Raw genomic sequence first — 16,307 nt, 5'->3', positions numbered from 1 at the left:
ACTCCCGTGGGGGCAGCCGGACTCACGCGTACGGTCTGCCCCTGCGGGAAGAGCCGTGCCGGCACGCCACGCGCACGGCCGGATCCTTCGGTTCCCCGATACCCCTCCCCGTAGGCTCAACCACGTTGGCCTGCAAGGAGATTGACGACCGCCGTTTCGCGGCAGGCGTCAAGGGGGGCGGGATGATGACGCACGACGAGCTGATCCGGCCGCTGCCGGAGTTGCTGAAGGCGCACTCGGAGAAGTCACCGTCCCGTGTCGCGTTCGCGGACGACGTACGTGCCGTCACCTACCAGGAGTTGGAGCGGCGTACCGGCCGGCTGGCCGCGTACTTCGCCCGCACAGGCCTGCGGCGCGGCGACCGGGTCGCGATCTGCCTGGGCAACTGCGTGGAGACGGTGGAGAGCCTGCTGGCCGTAGTGCGGGCGGGTGCGATCGGGGTACCGCTCAACCCACGCTCCTCCGACGCCGAACTCACCCACTTCCTCCAGGACAGCGGCGCCTCGGTCCTCGTCACCGACCCGGCGCACCTGACGCGGCTGCACAGCCTCGACCCCGATACCCCCCGCGTCCTGCTCACGGGCACGGGGCCCGTCCCCGCGGACGCCCCGGACGGCACGGTCCTCTTCCGCACGGCCGCCACCGAGGCCATCGGGACGCCGCCGGACGACCTCGGGCTCGACGAGCCGGCCTGGATGCTCTACACCTCCGGCACCACGCACCGCCCCAAGGGCGTGCTGTCCACCCAGCGCGCCGCACTGTGGTCGACGGCCGCGTGCTACGTCCCGCTGTTCGGCCTCTCGCCCCAGGACCGGCTGCTGTGGCCGCTGCCGCTGTTCCACAGCTTCGCGCACTCCCTCGCCGTCCTGGGCGTCACCGCCGTAGGCGCAAGCGCCAGGATCACCGCCGAACTCCTGCCGCCCGACGGCCTGTTACGAGAACTGCGCACACCTCATCCGGCCCTGGACGGTCCCTACACCCTGCTGGCCGGAGTCCCCGCCACCTACCACCGGCTGACCGCCTCGGCCCAGCAGTCCGCTCCCCTGCCAGGCCTGCGGACATGCATCGTGGCGGGCGCACCGAGCGGACCGGCCCTGCGTACGTCGGTGGAGGCGCTGCTGGGGGCTCCGCTCCTCGACGCGTACGGCAGCACCGAGACCTGCGGCTTGATCGCGGCGAACCGTCCGCAGGGGCCACGCCTGGACGGTTCCTGCGGGGCGCCGGTTCCGGGCATGGAGGTGCGCATCGTCGATCCGGCTTCCGGCGGCGAGGGTGAGATGCCGGACGGCGGCGAGGGCGAGATATGGGTACGCGGCCCGAGCCTCATGTCCGGCTATCACAACCGGCCCGAGGAGACCGGGGCCGCGCTGCGCAACGGCTGGTACCGCACCGGCGACCTGGGCCGGCGCGCCGAGCACGGTCATCTCGTGCTCACCGGCCGGGTCAGCGAACTGATCATCCGCGGCGGGGAGAACATCCACCCCACGGAGATGGAGGAGGTCCTGCTGCGCGCTCCCGGCGTGCGGGACGCGGTGGTGGTCGGCGTACCGCACGAAGTGCTCGGCGAGGTGCCGGTCGCCTACGTCGTGCCGGGCCCGGAGGGATTCGATCCGCGCCGGGTCCTGGACGCATGCCGCGCCCAACTCGCGGAGTACAAGCTGCCCGTGGCGATCCGCGCGATCGCGGCGGTCCCGCGCACGGGGTCCGGCAAGATCGCCCGGCATGCGGTCGTGACGGATGCGGGGTCCGATACTGCATCCGATGCGGGGTCAGATGAGGATCTGCGTCCTGCGGCAGGCGGCGACGCCTCGCTACGGCAGCGACTGCTGACCCTGCAGCCGGAGGGTCGGGAACGCGCGCTGCGGGAAGCGGTGCTCGCCGAGACGGCCGCCGTCTGCAACAGCGAACCGTACGAACGACTCGACGGCGACAGCCCGTTCACCGATCTCGGACTCACGTCGGTAGGCGCCGTCACGCTGACCGACCGGCTCGGCGAGGCCACCGGCCTGCGGCTGCCCTCGACGCTGATCTTCGACCACCCCACCCCGGCCGCACTCGCCCGGCAGCTGCACCGCACCCTCTTCGTCCCGGAGCCGGCGCCCGCACCGCACTCCGCCGCGGACGCAGACGCAGACGCAGACGCAGACTCAGACTCAGACTCAGACGAGCCAGTGGTGATCGTCGCCATGGCCTGCCGCTATCCCGGCGACGTCAACTCCCCTGAAGACCTGTGGCAATTGGTCTCTGACGGCAGGGACGCGATCTCGGACTTCCCCACCGACCGCGGCTGGGACCTGGCCGCACTCTACGATCCGGACCCGGACCGCACCGGCACCTCGTACACCCGCAGCGGCGGATTCCTGCACCGGGCCGCGCAGTTCGACGCGGGCCTGTTCGGGATCTCCCCGCGCGAGGCGCTGGCCATGGACCCGCAGCAGCGGTTGCTGCTGGAGACCTCATGGGAGCTGTGGGAGCGGGGCGGCATCGCGCCGACCGCACTGCGCGACAGCGACACGGGCGTGTTCGTGGGCCTGATGCACGGGGACTACTCCTTCCGCCTCACCGAGCCGCACGAACTGGAGGCCCACCTGGCCCTCGGGGCGACCGGCAGCGTGGCCTCCGGCCGCCTCGCGTACGTCTATGGCCTGCGCGGGCCCGCCATCACGCTCGACACCGCCTGCTCCTCGTCGCTGGTGGCGATGCACTGGGCGGCGCGGGCGCTGCGCTCCGGCGAGTGCTCCCTCGCCGTGGCCGGCGGGGTCACCGTGATGGCGACACCCAAGGCGTTCACGGCGTTCAGCCGCCAGCGCAACCTCGCGCCCGACGGCCGCTGCAAGTCCTTCTCGGCCGCCGCGGACGGCACCGCCTGGGCCGAGGGCGTGGGCCTGGTGCTGCTGGAGCGCCTTTCCGACGCCCGCCGCCACGGCCATCCCGTGCTGGCCGTGCTGCGCGGCTCCGCCGTCAACTCCGACGGCGCCTCCAACGGCCTGACGGCCCCCAACGGCCAGGCCCAACAGCGCCTGATCACACAGGCGTTGACCGACGCGGGCCTCGGTGCGGGCAACGTGGACGCGGTCGAAGCCCACGGCACGGGCACCACGCTCGGCGACCCCATCGAGGCGACGGCCCTCCTCGCCACGTACGGTCAGGGACGCCCGGCCGACGGGCCGCCTCTGTGGCTTGGCTCGGTCAAGTCCAACCTCGGGCACACCCAGGCGGCCGCCGGTGTCGCCGGGGTCATCAAGATGGTGCAGGCCATGCGGCACGGGGAGCTGCCCCGGACACTACACGCGGGCACGCCCACTTCCCATGTCGACTGGTCCTCGGGCCGGGTAGAGCTGCTGAGCGAGTCCCGCCCCTGGCCGGCGACCGGCTCCGGGCCGCGCCGGGCCGGAGTCTCCGCCTTCGGCATCGGCGGGACCAACGCGCACGTGATCCTGGAGGAACCACCGGCGCCACCGGCGATACCGGAGCCGTCCGCCGACGGGCCGGGGACCGGCGCCGTGGTGGCCCCCTGGCTGCTCTACGGGGCCGACGAGCACGCCCTACGCGCGCAGGCCCGCCGCCTCGCAGACCACCTGAGTGCCCATCCCACCCTCCCGGTGGCCGACCTCGCCTTCTCACTGGCCGCATCGAGGTCGCCGCTCACCCACCGGGCGATGGTGCCGCCGGCGGACCGGGCCCGGATGACGGCTGCCCTGCACAGGCTGGCGGAGGGAGCTGACGGCATCGATGCGATGCGGGCCGTCGCCGATCCCGCCCTGCGAACGGCCTTCCTGTTCACCGGCCAGGGAGCCCAACGCCTGTGCATGGGAACGGACTTGCGCACGACCTTCTCCGCCTTCGCTGCCGCCTTCGACAAGGTATGCCATGAGCTGAACGGCCACCTGGACCGTCCGCTGGAGGAGGTGCTGTGTGCCGAACCGGGTTCGCCCGACGCCGCCCTGCTGGACCGTACGGACTTCACCCAGGCCGGTCTGTTCGCCTTCGAGGTGGCCCTGTTCCGGCTGCTGGAGTGCTGGGGCGTACGCGCCGACTTCCTGGCCGGCCACTCCGTGGGGGAGCTGACCGCCGCCCATGTCTCGGGCGTACTGGACCTGCCCGACGCCGCTCAACTGGTCGCTGCTCGCGGCCGGTTGATGCAGGCTCTGCCCGTCGGCGGGGCGATGGTGGCCCTGCACGCGACGGAGAACGCGGTGCGTGCGGTGCTCGAGAACGCCGGCGAGCGGGTGGCGATCGCCTCCGTCAACGGGCCGCGCTCGGTGGTGATCTCCGGCGTAAGGGAGCCGGTGCTCGCCATCGCGGCCGGGTTCGAGGCACGCGGACACAGAACCGTACGTCTGCGGGTCGGCCACGCCTTCCACTCACCCCTGGTGGAGCCGATGCTCGACGACTTCCGCCGGGTAGCGGAGGGATTGACGTTCCACCCGCCGCGCATCCCGATGGTCTCCACCGTGACGGGCCGGCCGGCCGAGGCGCACGAGCTCTGCTCCCCGGAGTACTGGGTAGGGCACGCCCGCCGCCCGGTGCGCTTCGCCGACGCCGTACGCTCGCTCGGCGACCAGGGGGTCTCGGCGTTCCTGGAAGTCGGACCCGGCGCCGGTCTCACGGCCGCCGCCGAGGACTGCCTGACCGACGACGCCCTCTGCGTCGCCTCCTCCCGCGGCGGCGAACCCGAACCGGAGGCCCTTCTGGCCGCGGTGGGCCGGCTCCATGTGCGCGGGGCGCGGGTCGACTGGCCTGCCGTGTTCGCGGGCACCGGGGTGCGGAGGGTGGACCTGCCGACGTACGCCTTCCAGCGGCAGCGGTACTGGCTGGAGGCACCGCGCCCCACGGACCGGACGGCCTCCGCCCATGGCCATCCGCTGCTCGGCCCGGCGTTCGCGGTACCGGACACCGACCGTACCGTGTTCGCAGGTCGGCTCTCGCCGGCGGGGCAGCCGTGGCTCGCCGACCATGTGATCGCCGGGAGGGTCGTCGTGCCCTCAACGGTGTTCGCGGAGCTGGCCGTTCGGGCGGGCCGAGATGTGGGCTGCGAGAGTTTGGAAGAGCTGGTGGTCCTGGCGCCGCTCGCCCTGCCTCCGACGGCGGACGTACGCCTCCAGGTCGTCGTAGGCGCGGCGGACGATTCGGGCCGGCGCCCCGTGGACTTTCACGCCCGCCCGGACGTGGAGGACGACGGCGCCTGGACCCGGCACGCCACAGGCCTCCTCGACCCGGCGTCCAACGCTCCGCCACCGCCACCGCCGTCGCAGGGCTCGGTGTGGCCGCCGCAGGACGCGACCGAGATCGACCTGGCCGACGCCTACGACAACCTCGCGGACACGGGCCTCGCCTACGGTCCGGCCTTCCGCTGCGTACGGGCGATGTGGCGGCGCGGCGACGAGCTGTTCGCGGAAGTCCGGCTACCCGAGACGGAGTTGTCGGGCAGCAGCCGCTTCGGCATCCATCCGGTCTTGCTGGACGCGGCCCTGCACGCTCCCCTGCTCGCGGACCCTGCACCCGAGCCCGGCACGGTCCGGGTGCCGTTCACGTGGAGCGGATTCCGCCTGCACGGAGCGGCACCCGCGGAGGCGCGGGTGCGGATCACCGTGGGTGGGCCGGACAAGACCACAGTGACCCTCGAAGACGCGTCTGGCCGCCCGGTGGCCAAGGTTGATTCGCTGATCACCCGCGAACTCCCCTCTGATGACGTGGACTTGGCGGGCCGGGCCTTGTTCCGCCCTGAGTGGATCGCGGTGGCGGGCGAGCACTCTGCTGACGCCGCACGCTGGACCCTCCTGAACGACGATCTGCACCTGCGTGACTCGCTCTCCGGCCTGCCCGAGGCCGCTGTGCCGGAGCCGGACACGGTCGTCATCACGGCCGTCGGCGACGCGACCGCCCCCGACCCGCTCACGACCGTGCACCTACTGACCGACAGGGTCCTCCGCACGCTGCAGAACTGGCAGGACGATCCGCAGTTGGCGGGCTCGCGCCTGGTGGTCGTCACGCGGAACGCCACCGCGCCGGAGCCGGATCTGGCCGGGGCGGCGGTGTGGGGCCTGGTACGCGCGGCCCAGTCGGAACTGCCCGGACGCATCGTCCTCGTCGACGTGGACGGACGGAACGAGTCTGCACACCGGCTACCCGCGGCGGTAGCCACGGGTGAGCCCCAACTCGCCATCAGGCATGGCCAATTGACGGCTCCTCGACTGACCCCGGCAACTACAGAACGTCAGGACTGGGCCCTGCACCCCGACGGCACCGTGCTGATCACGGGTGGCACCGGCGCCCTGGGCGCGGAACTCGCCCGCCACCTCGTCACTTCGTACGGCGTACGACATCTGCTGCTGACCGGACGACGCGGACCACAGGCACCGGACGCCGAGGAACTGCGGCTGGAGCTGGAGGAGTTGGGCGCCGACGTCGTCCGTATCGTGGCCTGTGACGCGGCTGACCGGGGCGGGCTGGCCGAGGTCATCGACGGATGTCAGCCCCCGTTGACGGCAGTCGTCCATGCCGCCGGAGTCATCGACGACGGCGTACTTCCGGCGCTGACGCCCGAGCGGATGGCCTCGGTGCTGCGGCCGAAGGCGGACGCGGCCTGGCATCTGCACGAGCTGACACAGGAGTTGGACCTGTCGGCGTTCGTGCTGTTCTCCTCCGTGTCCGGTCTGCTGGGCCGCGCCGGGCAGGGCAACTACGCGGCGGCGAACTCCTTCCTGGACGCTCTGGCCCACTACCGAACCCGACTAGGGCTGCCCGCGATCTCGTTGGCGTGGGGGCCATGGGAGTCCGCAAGGGGAATGGCCGGCTCGCAGCAGCTCAAGACGGACGGGCTCCGCCCTCTCACCGTGCCCCAGGGCCTCGCCTTGTTCGACGCGGCGCTCGGCGCATTCGACGCGGCGCTTGGCGCAGGCGAGCCCGTGGTGGCGCCGGTCCTGCTGGACCGTGCTGCCCTACGGGCCGCCGGAAGACATCTGCCGCCGCTCCTGCGCGACCTGGTGCGTCCCACGACGCCCGCCGTCGACAGTGCGCGCCCCGGCCCGGAGCAGCCACGGCAACCGGGAGCGTGGCGCAAGCTGCTGTCCGAGGCTCCGGCCGCTCAACGGCAGCAAAAGCTGGCTGAGTTGATGAAGACAGACGTGGCAGCCGTGCTCGGCCACCCGGACGCCGCCGCGCTCCCGGCCGGCAGGTCCTTCGCCGAGCTGGGCTTCGACTCCCTGATGGCGGTGCAGATCCGCAACCGGCTGAGCACGGCCCTGCGGCTCAGGCTCCCGGCCGGGGTGGTGTTCGAGCATCCGACGGCCGAGGATCTGGCCGACCACGTGCTCGACCTGCTCCGCGACGACCTGCCCGCAACAGTGCCGGAGAAGGGGCGGCAGCAGCCACGCCCCGCGCAGACCCTGGCCTCGCTCTACCGGCGCGTCTGCGAGGCAGGCCGGGTGGTCGAGGCGATGCACATGCTGGTCACCGCGTCCTGGTCGGTCCCGACCTACGACGCGGCCGACACCAGGCGGCACAAGCTCCCGCCGATGCGGCGTGCGACTGGTTCCGGGGACGGCCCGGTGCTCGTGTTCTTCCCGGGCACCAACCCCCCGTTTGCCGCCCCAGGCGGCGAGTTCGCCCGCTTCCACGCCTGTCTTCAGGGCGAGTTGGACGTGCTCGAGTTCCCACACCCCGGCATCGGCGCGGGCGACGCCGTCCCGGCCAACCTGGAGACCCTCGCGCTCGTGCACGCCGAGTCGGTGCTGGAGCACGTGGGCGACCGGCCCTTCGTGCTTGTCGGGGCGAGCGCCGGGGGCGCCGTGGCGCACGCCGTGACCCGGCAACTGGAGGCCATGGGTACCCCTCCCGCCGGGCAGGTGCTGCTGGACACGTACGTCATCGACGACACCAACAGCGACAAGGAGTGGCTGCTGTCCCTCCCCGCGGCCATCGCGCCGCACCTGGGCGGCCACGAGTTCACCGGCGACGAGGACGCCGCCGTCGCGGCCCTGGGCGCGTACACCCGCATGTTCCTCGGCTGGACCCCGAAACCGGTAGCGACGCCCACGCTGCTGGTACGCGCGTCGGCACCGACCCCGGAGATGGCAGCGACGGCGGCCCCGGAGGAGTGGCGGACTTCCTGGCCCCTGCCGCACACCCAACTCGACGTCCCCGGCGACCACTTCTCGCTCCTCCGGGACCACGCCGGGACCACGGCGACGGCCGTCCGCGCGTGGCTCCACCGGGCCGGTCAGGGCGCGTAGCGAGTCCTGATCAATCGCGATTATCACTGGAGGCGTGGGAGCGGGAGGCGCCGGAGAGTGGCGTGTACGGCGTCGTGAGGCGGAGCGGCAGGAGCGAGCGTCCACCAACGGGGCCCGCGCTTTCAGAATGCCCCGGCCACCCCCGCCAACCCACCGATGAGCGCGCTGAGCAACATCACAGCGCCCAGGGAGCCCAGTAGCACCCGTGATGCGCGGGGTGCACGACGGACACCGGCCCTGCCGTATACGGCGAGAATCCCGGTGAGCAGCGCCATCAGGCCGAGCAAGGACAGCGCCAGCCACCCGAACAAGGCCGCGACGCCTGTCCCCACGTATCCGCCGGAGGCTGTGCGCTGCAGGGCGACCGTGCTGCCGATCGGCAGACGGCTGTCGAGCGTGACGTCGGGATCGACGACCGTCCCGTCGGAAGAGCGGAAGATGCCGCTGCAGTGCGGATACCGGTGGCCCCCGGTGTGTTCCCATGTGCATGCTTCGACCCTGAGATGACCGGGCGTGCCCGCCAGGCCGGTGGCGTAGCCGACACGCACTCCCGCGAACCAGGTCAGGAGCGCGCCTGCGGCCAGGAGGCCGACGGCCAGTAGCATCGCGCGGCCGCCCGTCCCGGCTCTTGCCCGGGGCCGACTCCAGCGATGCATCCGTTCCCCTCCGAAGCCAGTCCGACTGGGAGGCTAGCTCGGGTGGGCGGCAACGTCACTCATCGTGCGGCAAAGATCAGTTGCCCCTCCCAGCGGCCATCGCGCCGCCCCCGGGCGGCCGCGAGTTCACCGGTGATGAGAACGCCGGCATGGCCTCCTTGAGCGCGTAGACCCGCATGTTCCTCGGCCGGCCAGGACCACGCCCGGACCACCACGACGGCCATCCGCACGTGCATCGGTCGCATCGGGTGAGGCCCAGGGCCCGTCCGGTGAGGGGATGCCTGCACGCCTCGGTGCGGCGGAGCTTACGGTTTGTGGGTTACCCAGAGCAGCTCCGCCGGCCAGCGGTGTGCCCAGTCGGGTGGGTCGGTTTCGTTGTAGCCGTTGGGTGTTCCGAGTTCGGGCCGCGGCTCGATGAGGTCGTCGATGAGGAGGCCCGCGCCGCGCAGGACCTTGACCCAGTCGCCGTAGGTGAGCTGATAGCTGGTCGCGCCGTCGTCTTCGGCGATGGTGTTCAGCCCGAAGTAGTCCTGCTGCAGTGTCGTGGTCACGCGGCCGGCGGCTTCGTCGTAGCAGGCTTCGAACCATGGGCTGGCGACGTTGAACACCAGGCGTCCACCGCGGCGCAGGATGCGTGCGGCCTGCGGTACGGCCAGGTGCGGGGGCGCCCAGCTGAGCCCGCCGAAGTCGCAGAACACCAGGTCGAAGCTGTCGGCGGCGAAGGGGAGTTGTTCGGCGGCGCCTTGTACCAGCGGGTAGCGGGTCGCTCCCATCGCGCGGGCCGCTGCGGCGAGTTGGGCTTCGGACAGGTCGAGCCCGACGACGGTGGCGCCCTCGGCGGCGAGCGCCCTGGACCACTGGCCGGCGCCGCAGCCGAGTTCGAGGACGCGCTTGCCGGTGACGTCGCCCAGGGCGTGCAGGTGCGCGTCGGGGATGGAGTACATGCCCCAAAGCCGGGGTGTGGCGCCGATTTGCGGGTCATGCTTGTGCTGATAGGCGCTGCTGATCCGGTTCCAGAGCCGCCGGTTGGCGGGGATGCTGTCCACGTGCCGACTCCAGCAGTGCCTGCCGGGGGTGGTCAACCCGATTAGGGACCGGCAGGCCCTCGCCTCGGTCCGGCCCTGGCTCGGCCCCTGAGCCGCCGGACGAACCCTTGCGGTCAGGGCCGCCTCGACCGGCCGGTACCGCCGATGGCTGGTACCGGCCGGTCGAGCGGTTCGTGCATCTGTCGGGCACCGCAATCGAAGAGAACCAGGCCTGCCCTCGATGTGCGGTATGCCGACCGGCACCGCCTACTGGCCCGGCGGCGGGGCCGGTCCGGGACTAGCGCAGATGCCGGGCGAAGAACCCGGCCGCGTCCTCCCCTGCGAAGTGCGGGACGCCCGTGTGACCGCCCATATTGGCGTGCAGGGACTTCTCCTTGGAGCCGAAGGCGTCGAACAGGTCCAAGGCCGCCTGCCGGTCGTTCCCTTCGTCGTCCCATTGCAACAGGACGTGCAGCGGAATGGTGACCTGACGGGCCTCCTCGAACATGGCGCGAGGCACGAAACTCCCGGCGAAGAGACCTGCGGCCACGATGCGCGGCTCAACCACCGCAAGGCGCACGCCGATTGAGATCACTCCCCCCGAGTACCCGACAGGGCCGCCGATCTCGGGGAGCGACAGGAGGGCGTCCAGGGAAGCCTGCCATTCCGGGACCGCCTTTTCGACGAGCGGAAGGATGAGGGCGTCGATGATCTCGTCGCCGACCGGCTCGCCGGCCTCCTTGGCCCGGCGCAGGTCGGCGCGGGCCTGGTCCAGGGCGGCCCAACTGGGCCGGTCGCCGCTGCCGGGGAGCTCGATGGTTGCGGCGGCGAAGCCATCCGCCGCGGCATGCCGGGCGCGTCCCGCCAGCCGGGGGTACATCCTGCGCAGTCCGAGCGTGGGGTGGCCGAGCAGGATCAGCGGAACCGGCGCGGACGCCGATGCGGATTCGGGCGTCCACAGGATGCCAGGGATGTCGCCGAGGGTGAATTCGCGCTCGAGGACGCCGTCGTCGAGACGCTGTTCAGAAGTGAATTGCATGGTCGTGCCTTTCGGGAGTGCGCTTGAACGGCGCTCCCGGACGACCTATCGCCCGACCGTGACCCCGGAGGAGAGCACCCATGTCGATTCTGTGTTCACGGGTACCACCTCCTCGTTCTCTCGCACGGCCTCCGAAAACGTAGCAGTGGTGGCCGAGGTCCGCCAAAGGGTTTTTGCGGAGGCTTCGGGGAAGGAGCAACTGGACCAGGGCCCTGGGTCCAGCCGATGTCGTCGACGGCATCCGCTGCGGCGAGGACGGCGGCGAAGATCTTCTCCCACGTGCCGTCGACGGCCCACCTGATCAGCGGCTTATGGGCCGTCTGGAACGAGCCGAGCTCCTCGGGGAGGTCCGCCAGGGCGAGTTGGTGCCGAACTTCCACGCGATGGCCTCGAGTGTGCCGCGGTGATCGGCCCAGCGCCGTCCCCGGACCGGATCGGCCGGCATGAGCGGCTCGATCCGGTGGTTTTCCCCATTTTTCAGGCGTAGGCGGTGGTGTTCGGGGATCCTGTCGAGGTATCTCTGAAAACCACTGTAAGGAGACCCCCAGTGCGCCGCCCGACCCGGAAAGCCTTCGCCGCCCTGATCGCCGCAGCCGGACTCGCCCTCCCCCTCCTCACCCCCACACCCGCCTCGGCTGCCACCGCCACCAGCCGCTTCGCGAACTACCGCTACGGTGACTGCCTGCGCGAGACCTCCGAATCCGGCCTCGAGGGCGACCGCTGCACCACCGGACGCGGCAGCCTCCTGTGGCAGTGGAACGGCCGCCTCAACACCAGCACCACTCTTAAGAACAACTTCTGGGGCCGCTGCCTCGACAGCAATGACCGGGGCGACGTCTACCCCCTGCGCTGTAACGGCGGCTCATACCAGAAGTGGCGCACCGTCCAGCCCGCCGCCCGCAGCGCCATCATGCTCCAAAGCGTCGGCACGGGCCGCTGCCTCTACCAGCAGGACAACGGCTACTACCGCACCGCCCGCTGCGACCGAGGCGCCCAGAACCAGCGCTTCACCATCGGCTGAACGGATCTCTCGACCGCTTCAAGATGCCGCCGGGCGAGCAGCTCTTCTTTTACGCGTTGCCGGAAGGCGGTCCGTTGGCCGCGGTGGTGATGACCTTGAACGGGGTGTTCTTCCCGTCGCAGATCAGATGGTGTTTACTGCCCGACTTTGCGCGGTCGACCGGTGACGGGCCGGTCGCCTCGCCCCTTTTTTTCGCGCGGGTGTGGGAGGCGTCCACGCAGGCCCGGGTCCAGTCCAGGGCGTCGGCCGCGTGCAACTCGGCGAGCAGGATGCCGCGCAGCGTCTCGAAGACGCCGGCCTCATGCCACCGACCTCAGGTTCTGTCTCTTTGGTCAGCGTCGTGCCCAGATGAGGATGGCGGCGAGGTTGGGTGCGGCCTGGTAGGCGATGGCGAGCTTGTCGCATCGTGTGGCCAGGCCGCGCCACTGTTTGAGGCGGTTGATGCACCGTCCGACGGTGTTGCGCTGCTTGTAGGAATCGGCATCGAAGCCGGGCGGACGGCCACCTCGGCGGCCCCGCCGCAGGCGGTGCCCTACTTGGTCCGATGGCTGCGGGATGACCACGCGGATCTGCCGGCGGCGCAGGTGGCCGCGGGTCGCGCGGGATGAGTACGCGCGGTCCGCCGGGACCATTGTGGGGCGAGTCCGGGGCCGGCCGGGGCCCGTCCTGGCACCCCGGATGCTGGCCATGACCGTCTCGAAAGCGGTCGCGTCACCGGCCTGCCCTGCGGTGACGGGCCAGAGCCAGGGGCCGTGCATGACTGTCTGCGGTCAGGTGGATCTTTGTGCTCAGCCCGCCGCGGGAGCGTCCGAGTGCGTGATCGGGTGGTTCGTTACGGCCTGCGGCCCCTTTTGAGTGCTCCCGCGGCGTGCTGGTGGGCCCGGACGACGGTGAAGTCGACCGATACGGTCCAGCCGATGTCGTCGCGGGCGTCCGCTGCGGCGAGGACGGCAGCGGAGAGCTTCTCCCACGTGCCGTCGACGGCCCACCTGATCAGCCGCTTATGGGCCGTCTGGAACGAGCCGACCTCCTCGGGGAGGTCCCGCCAGGGCGAGTTGGTGCGGTACTTCCACGCGATGGCCTCGAGTGTGCCGCGGTGATCGGCCCAGCGCCGTCCCCGGACCGGATCGGCCCGCATGAGCGGCTCGATCCGGTCCCACATCGCATCAGTGATCACTAATCGGACAGACATATCCGATCAACTGACCAACCCATCAAAGAGACACGCTCTAGCAGTCAGGACAGTCCGTCAAAGGCGGCGGCTCGGGAAAGGCTCGATTGCCGTCGAGCCAGTCCGTCAGCCACTGTGCCACGGTGAACCGCTCCGGGAAGAAGCAGTGCTGCTCGCAGCGGGCATTCGGTTCCCAGCCCCACATCCGGCCTTCTCGCGTGCTGAAATCAACGAACCACCACACGGCGCAGCCAAGCGTCATCAGAGGCACCGTCTGACGCGCGGGATGCGAGGGCTCCGGCTCGGCTGGTCCGAAGGCTCGTGCGAGCTGGAGGAGCGACTCTTCATCGCTGTACCACTGACCAGTGTCGGTGAGAGACAGGACCCGGCTGCTGGGTCCGAAACCGCCGTTGGCGACTTCGAGGTACAAACGCCGGAGCAAGTTAGGCATGGGCCATCCGACGATGGCTTCCAGCTCGACAACTGCTTCCGCGGGCGCTGGCGGGGGCAGACGGTGTTCCTGGGCGAAGACCCGGACACGGTCGATGATCTCGTCCTCAGTCACCGGCTGATCATGGAGGCCACATCGTCCGCCTGTCCATACCCATCTGCCACCACTCAGAGCCGCAGCACCATAGGAAACGACTTCTTGGAAGCCGCGCATATGGGTTTGCCCTCAGTAAGCCGCTGACCTCGTCAGCCGTACAGCTTTGCGGCGCCTTACATACCGGCTTCGGCACACACGCACAGTGCTGATCCAGCCGCGGCGACGCGGCCCGACTCCCTCACCCGCCGGGCGGCCAACCTGGACCCAGCCGTGTCGTACTTGATCCGCCATAGCGGATGTACTCGGGCAGAGCTGAGTACATGCGCTCTGGTGGGTGCGGGGGTGAGTGGAAACGCTTGGGTCATGCGTGAAGGACTACTGAAACCTGTTCCCCAACTGTCGTCGATCCTCGTGCTGGCCGGGGTGTCGCTGGCGGGGTGGGCCGCCTGGCTGGGCTGGGACCAGCATCGCGACGTGCAACCTGATGGCACGATCACCGGCCCGTACGAGGCGTGGCAGGTGATCGGGCTGGTACTGACTCTGCTGGCACCGGTGTACTGGGCGGCATCCCGGCGCTACATCGCAGGTGCCGTGCTCGGCACCACGGCCGGACTCACCGTTGCTGCCTATTCCGATTGGTCGGACGACTCCAGCGGCCTCTTCATGGTCGGCGTAGGGATGGTCATGATGGGGAGCCTCGTCGTAACCGCCATCGTTTCCGCCGTGATCGCCTCTGCGAGGCGAGACGGACGACGGATCGAAGCTTGACGGCACTCCGCGCCACCCTCGTCAGTCACTGCTGGTTCGGTTCGGCCACTGCAGGCGGAGACAGAATGCGCCATCTCTGTCTTCCCGCAGGCCAAAGCGGCTAGATCGACAATCCTCGAGCGCTACCCTCCGGCCCATGAGCCTCTCTACGGCCTCGACCGTGTTGGCGCTGGCCATATCCGTGATATCGCTCGCAACCTCCGCAGTCGTGTCTGCGCGACAGTTGCGACTCGCGAACAACTCGAATGTATTGCCCGTAGTGGTAGAGCTTTTCCGGGAGACCAGACAGCCCGAGTTCTCCAGTGCGATCGAGTACATCCGGTCAGACCTTGCCCGGGAGCACTCGCCGGAGTCCGGATACCGGAGCTTGCCTGAAGAACCCCTCCGCCGCGTCCGTCTCGTGGCCCTCTTCTACGACGACGTTGGCAAGCTGGTCGCTCACGGCGTCGTGGATGAGCGACTGATCGTCGGGTCCTACGGGCCCAACATCGTGAACATGTGGGAGGTGTTGGCTCCCTACTTCTACCGAGAGCGCGAGCTGACGACGAAGGCGATGGTCTATTTCGAGGATCTGGCGTGCCGAGCCCGAACCAGGCCACAAGCCCAAGTCCACTCGGAGTTGGGTCTTGCAGCCAGCCCCCCGCTACCGTCCCCGGACTCACACTGAGTCTCGCAAACAATGCACGTCCCAACCACACCCCCTGGACGACATCGAGACCCCGGGGAAGGGTGCAAGGTATGACGCGGTTGCGGTCCTGCGGAGAGCCTCGGCTCCCCCGCCTGCAGCGCCCGCCCAACCGCTCTGCTACTTCGTACGCGCGTCGCCCTCCAGCTCACCGAACAGCACCGCGGCGGCGGACTCCCATTCCCGAACCAGGTCGACCGTCTCCGGCGCTCGCAGCCACTGGATCTGCAGGCCGTCCATCATCGCCACGATGTGCCGGGCGAGCGATTCGGGATGGTCGCTGATGTCCTTGGCCAAGGACGCGAAGGCGGCTATCGCCTGCTCCTGCCGCTTCACGAAGTAGGCGTGCGCAGGATGGCTCGGTGTCAGCGACTCGGCTTCAAGTACCGTGAAGAGCCGGACGAATTCCGGTTGCTCCGAGTTGCGCCGCACCGTCGCCGAGCACAGCTGCCGTAGACCGACTCCGTCGGGGCCGCCGGCGGACCACTCGTCCGGGACCTCGTCCTCACCGACGCCGAGGTGTACGCGAAGCGATCGGGCATCCTCGACATCCCGGTGTTCCAGCACGGCGATGAGCAAGCCGGTCTTGGAACCGACATGACGCAGCACACCCGGAACGGTGAGCCCGCACCGATCGGCCACGTCCTGCATCGACATTCCCCAGAAACCGCGATCAGCGACAAGTGCGGAAGTTGCGTCGATGATCTGGCGCCGTCGCTCGGCGGCCGGCAGTCGCGGCCGGTCGCGCCGGTACGAGGGCGCCTCCTCAGCCATGTTCGCCAAGACCTTTCCGTCGGGCGTCAACGTCGGTCCAGGACAGCGCTGCAGGACTGCAAGTTCCCCGAGTAACGGTCGGTATCACACGGGAAGACAGCCTGACCGCCCAGAAGTTGATCCGCACCACGGTCGCAGTGGCCCGGTGTGCAGCACAACCCATCATCCAGTCGTCCAACCGTCCTCCGATCTCTGACATCACCCGCTTCCGCTTCCGGGGCGAAGGCCGCCAGCTGGCTACCAGGGCGAATTAGTTAGCAGCTACTAGCTAGTGACTCAACCGAGACGGCAGGCTAGTGTCCTGCGCCAGTAGTTGATCGTTAGTAGGTGTGTGACTTCTGCTGCTGGTGCGTCAGTTCCCCGTCGGGGCCCGAAGCTGGAACCGTT

General features: G+C 70.0%; 10 protein-coding genes and 2 pseudogenes. 4 read left to right on the top strand and 8 right to left on the bottom strand.

Going from position 1 to position 16,307, the window contains the following annotated elements:
- Window positions 1-185 precede the first annotated feature (185 nt).
- Window positions 186-8,234, top strand: coding sequence for an SDR family NAD(P)-dependent oxidoreductase (locus ACGFYN_RS33510; RefSeq protein ID WP_393869823.1), 8,049 nt, complete (start codon window positions 186-188; stop codon window positions 8,232-8,234).
- A 122-nt stretch (window positions 8,235-8,356) separates the two neighbouring features.
- Here ACGFYN_RS33510 and ACGFYN_RS33505 read toward each other — a convergent pair whose 3' ends face one another.
- The 4 genes and pseudogenes from ACGFYN_RS33505 to ACGFYN_RS33490 all read right to left on the bottom strand — a co-directional run.
- Window positions 8,357-8,839: a hypothetical protein gene (locus ACGFYN_RS33505; protein ID WP_393869686.1), complete on the bottom strand. Its 483-nt coding sequence runs from the start codon at window positions 8,837-8,839 to the stop codon at window positions 8,357-8,359.
- Window positions 8,840-9,195: 356 nt separating this feature from the next.
- Entirely contained in the window at window positions 9,196-9,936 is a 741-nt protein-coding gene (locus ACGFYN_RS33500; protein ID WP_393869685.1) for a class I SAM-dependent methyltransferase, read from the bottom strand.
- Between the two features lie 277 nt (window positions 9,937-10,213).
- A complete protein-coding gene (locus ACGFYN_RS33495; RefSeq protein WP_393869684.1) occupies window positions 10,214-10,954 on the bottom strand; it encodes an alpha/beta hydrolase in 741 nt (246 codons plus the stop codon).
- 218 nt (window positions 10,955-11,172) lie between these two features.
- Window positions 11,173-11,399, bottom strand: a pseudogene (locus tag ACGFYN_RS33490) (transposase); the annotation flags it as partial.
- Between the two features lie 102 nt (window positions 11,400-11,501).
- Between ACGFYN_RS33490 and ACGFYN_RS33485 the strand changes: the two are divergent.
- Window positions 11,502-11,975, top strand: a complete 474-nt coding sequence (locus ACGFYN_RS33485) for a hypothetical protein (protein WP_393869683.1) — start codon at window positions 11,502-11,504, stop codon at window positions 11,973-11,975.
- A 49-nt stretch (window positions 11,976-12,024) separates the two neighbouring features.
- Here ACGFYN_RS33485 and ACGFYN_RS33480 read toward each other — a convergent pair whose 3' ends face one another.
- The 3 genes and pseudogenes from ACGFYN_RS33480 to ACGFYN_RS33470 form a co-directional block, all read right to left on the bottom strand.
- Window positions 12,025-12,231, bottom strand: coding sequence for a hypothetical protein (locus ACGFYN_RS33480; RefSeq protein ID WP_393869682.1), 207 nt, complete (start codon window positions 12,229-12,231; stop codon window positions 12,025-12,027).
- 76 nt (window positions 12,232-12,307) lie between these two features.
- Window positions 12,308-13,167: pseudogene (locus ACGFYN_RS33475) on the bottom strand (IS5 family transposase).
- A gap of 37 nt (window positions 13,168-13,204) precedes the next feature.
- Entirely contained in the window at window positions 13,205-13,711 is a 507-nt protein-coding gene (locus ACGFYN_RS33470) for a hypothetical protein (protein ID WP_393869681.1), read from the bottom strand.
- Window positions 13,712-14,056: 345 nt separating this feature from the next.
- On the opposite strand from ACGFYN_RS33470, the gene ACGFYN_RS33465 reads away from it, so the two are divergent.
- A complete protein-coding gene (locus tag ACGFYN_RS33465; protein WP_393869680.1) occupies window positions 14,057-14,461 on the top strand; it encodes a hypothetical protein in 405 nt (134 codons plus the stop codon).
- Window positions 14,462-14,597: 136 nt separating this feature from the next.
- Window positions 14,598-15,128 carry a hypothetical protein gene (locus ACGFYN_RS33460; RefSeq protein ID WP_393869679.1) on the top strand — a complete coding sequence of 177 codons (531 nt, stop codon included), beginning with the start codon at window positions 14,598-14,600 and terminating at the stop codon, window positions 15,126-15,128.
- 138 nt (window positions 15,129-15,266) lie between these two features.
- On the opposite strand, the gene ACGFYN_RS33455 is transcribed toward ACGFYN_RS33460, so the two are convergent.
- On the bottom strand, window positions 15,267-15,950 hold the full coding sequence (locus tag ACGFYN_RS33455) for a TetR/AcrR family transcriptional regulator (RefSeq protein ID WP_393869678.1): 684 nt from the start codon (window positions 15,948-15,950) through the stop codon (window positions 15,267-15,269).
- Window positions 15,951-16,307: the final 357 nt, after the last annotated feature.

The organism is Streptomyces sp. NPDC048419 (genome assembly GCF_043200415.1).
GTDB lineage: Bacteria > Actinomycetota > Actinomycetes > Streptomycetales > Streptomycetaceae > Streptomyces.
This window is presented reverse-complemented; position numbering and strand designations above follow the sequence as displayed.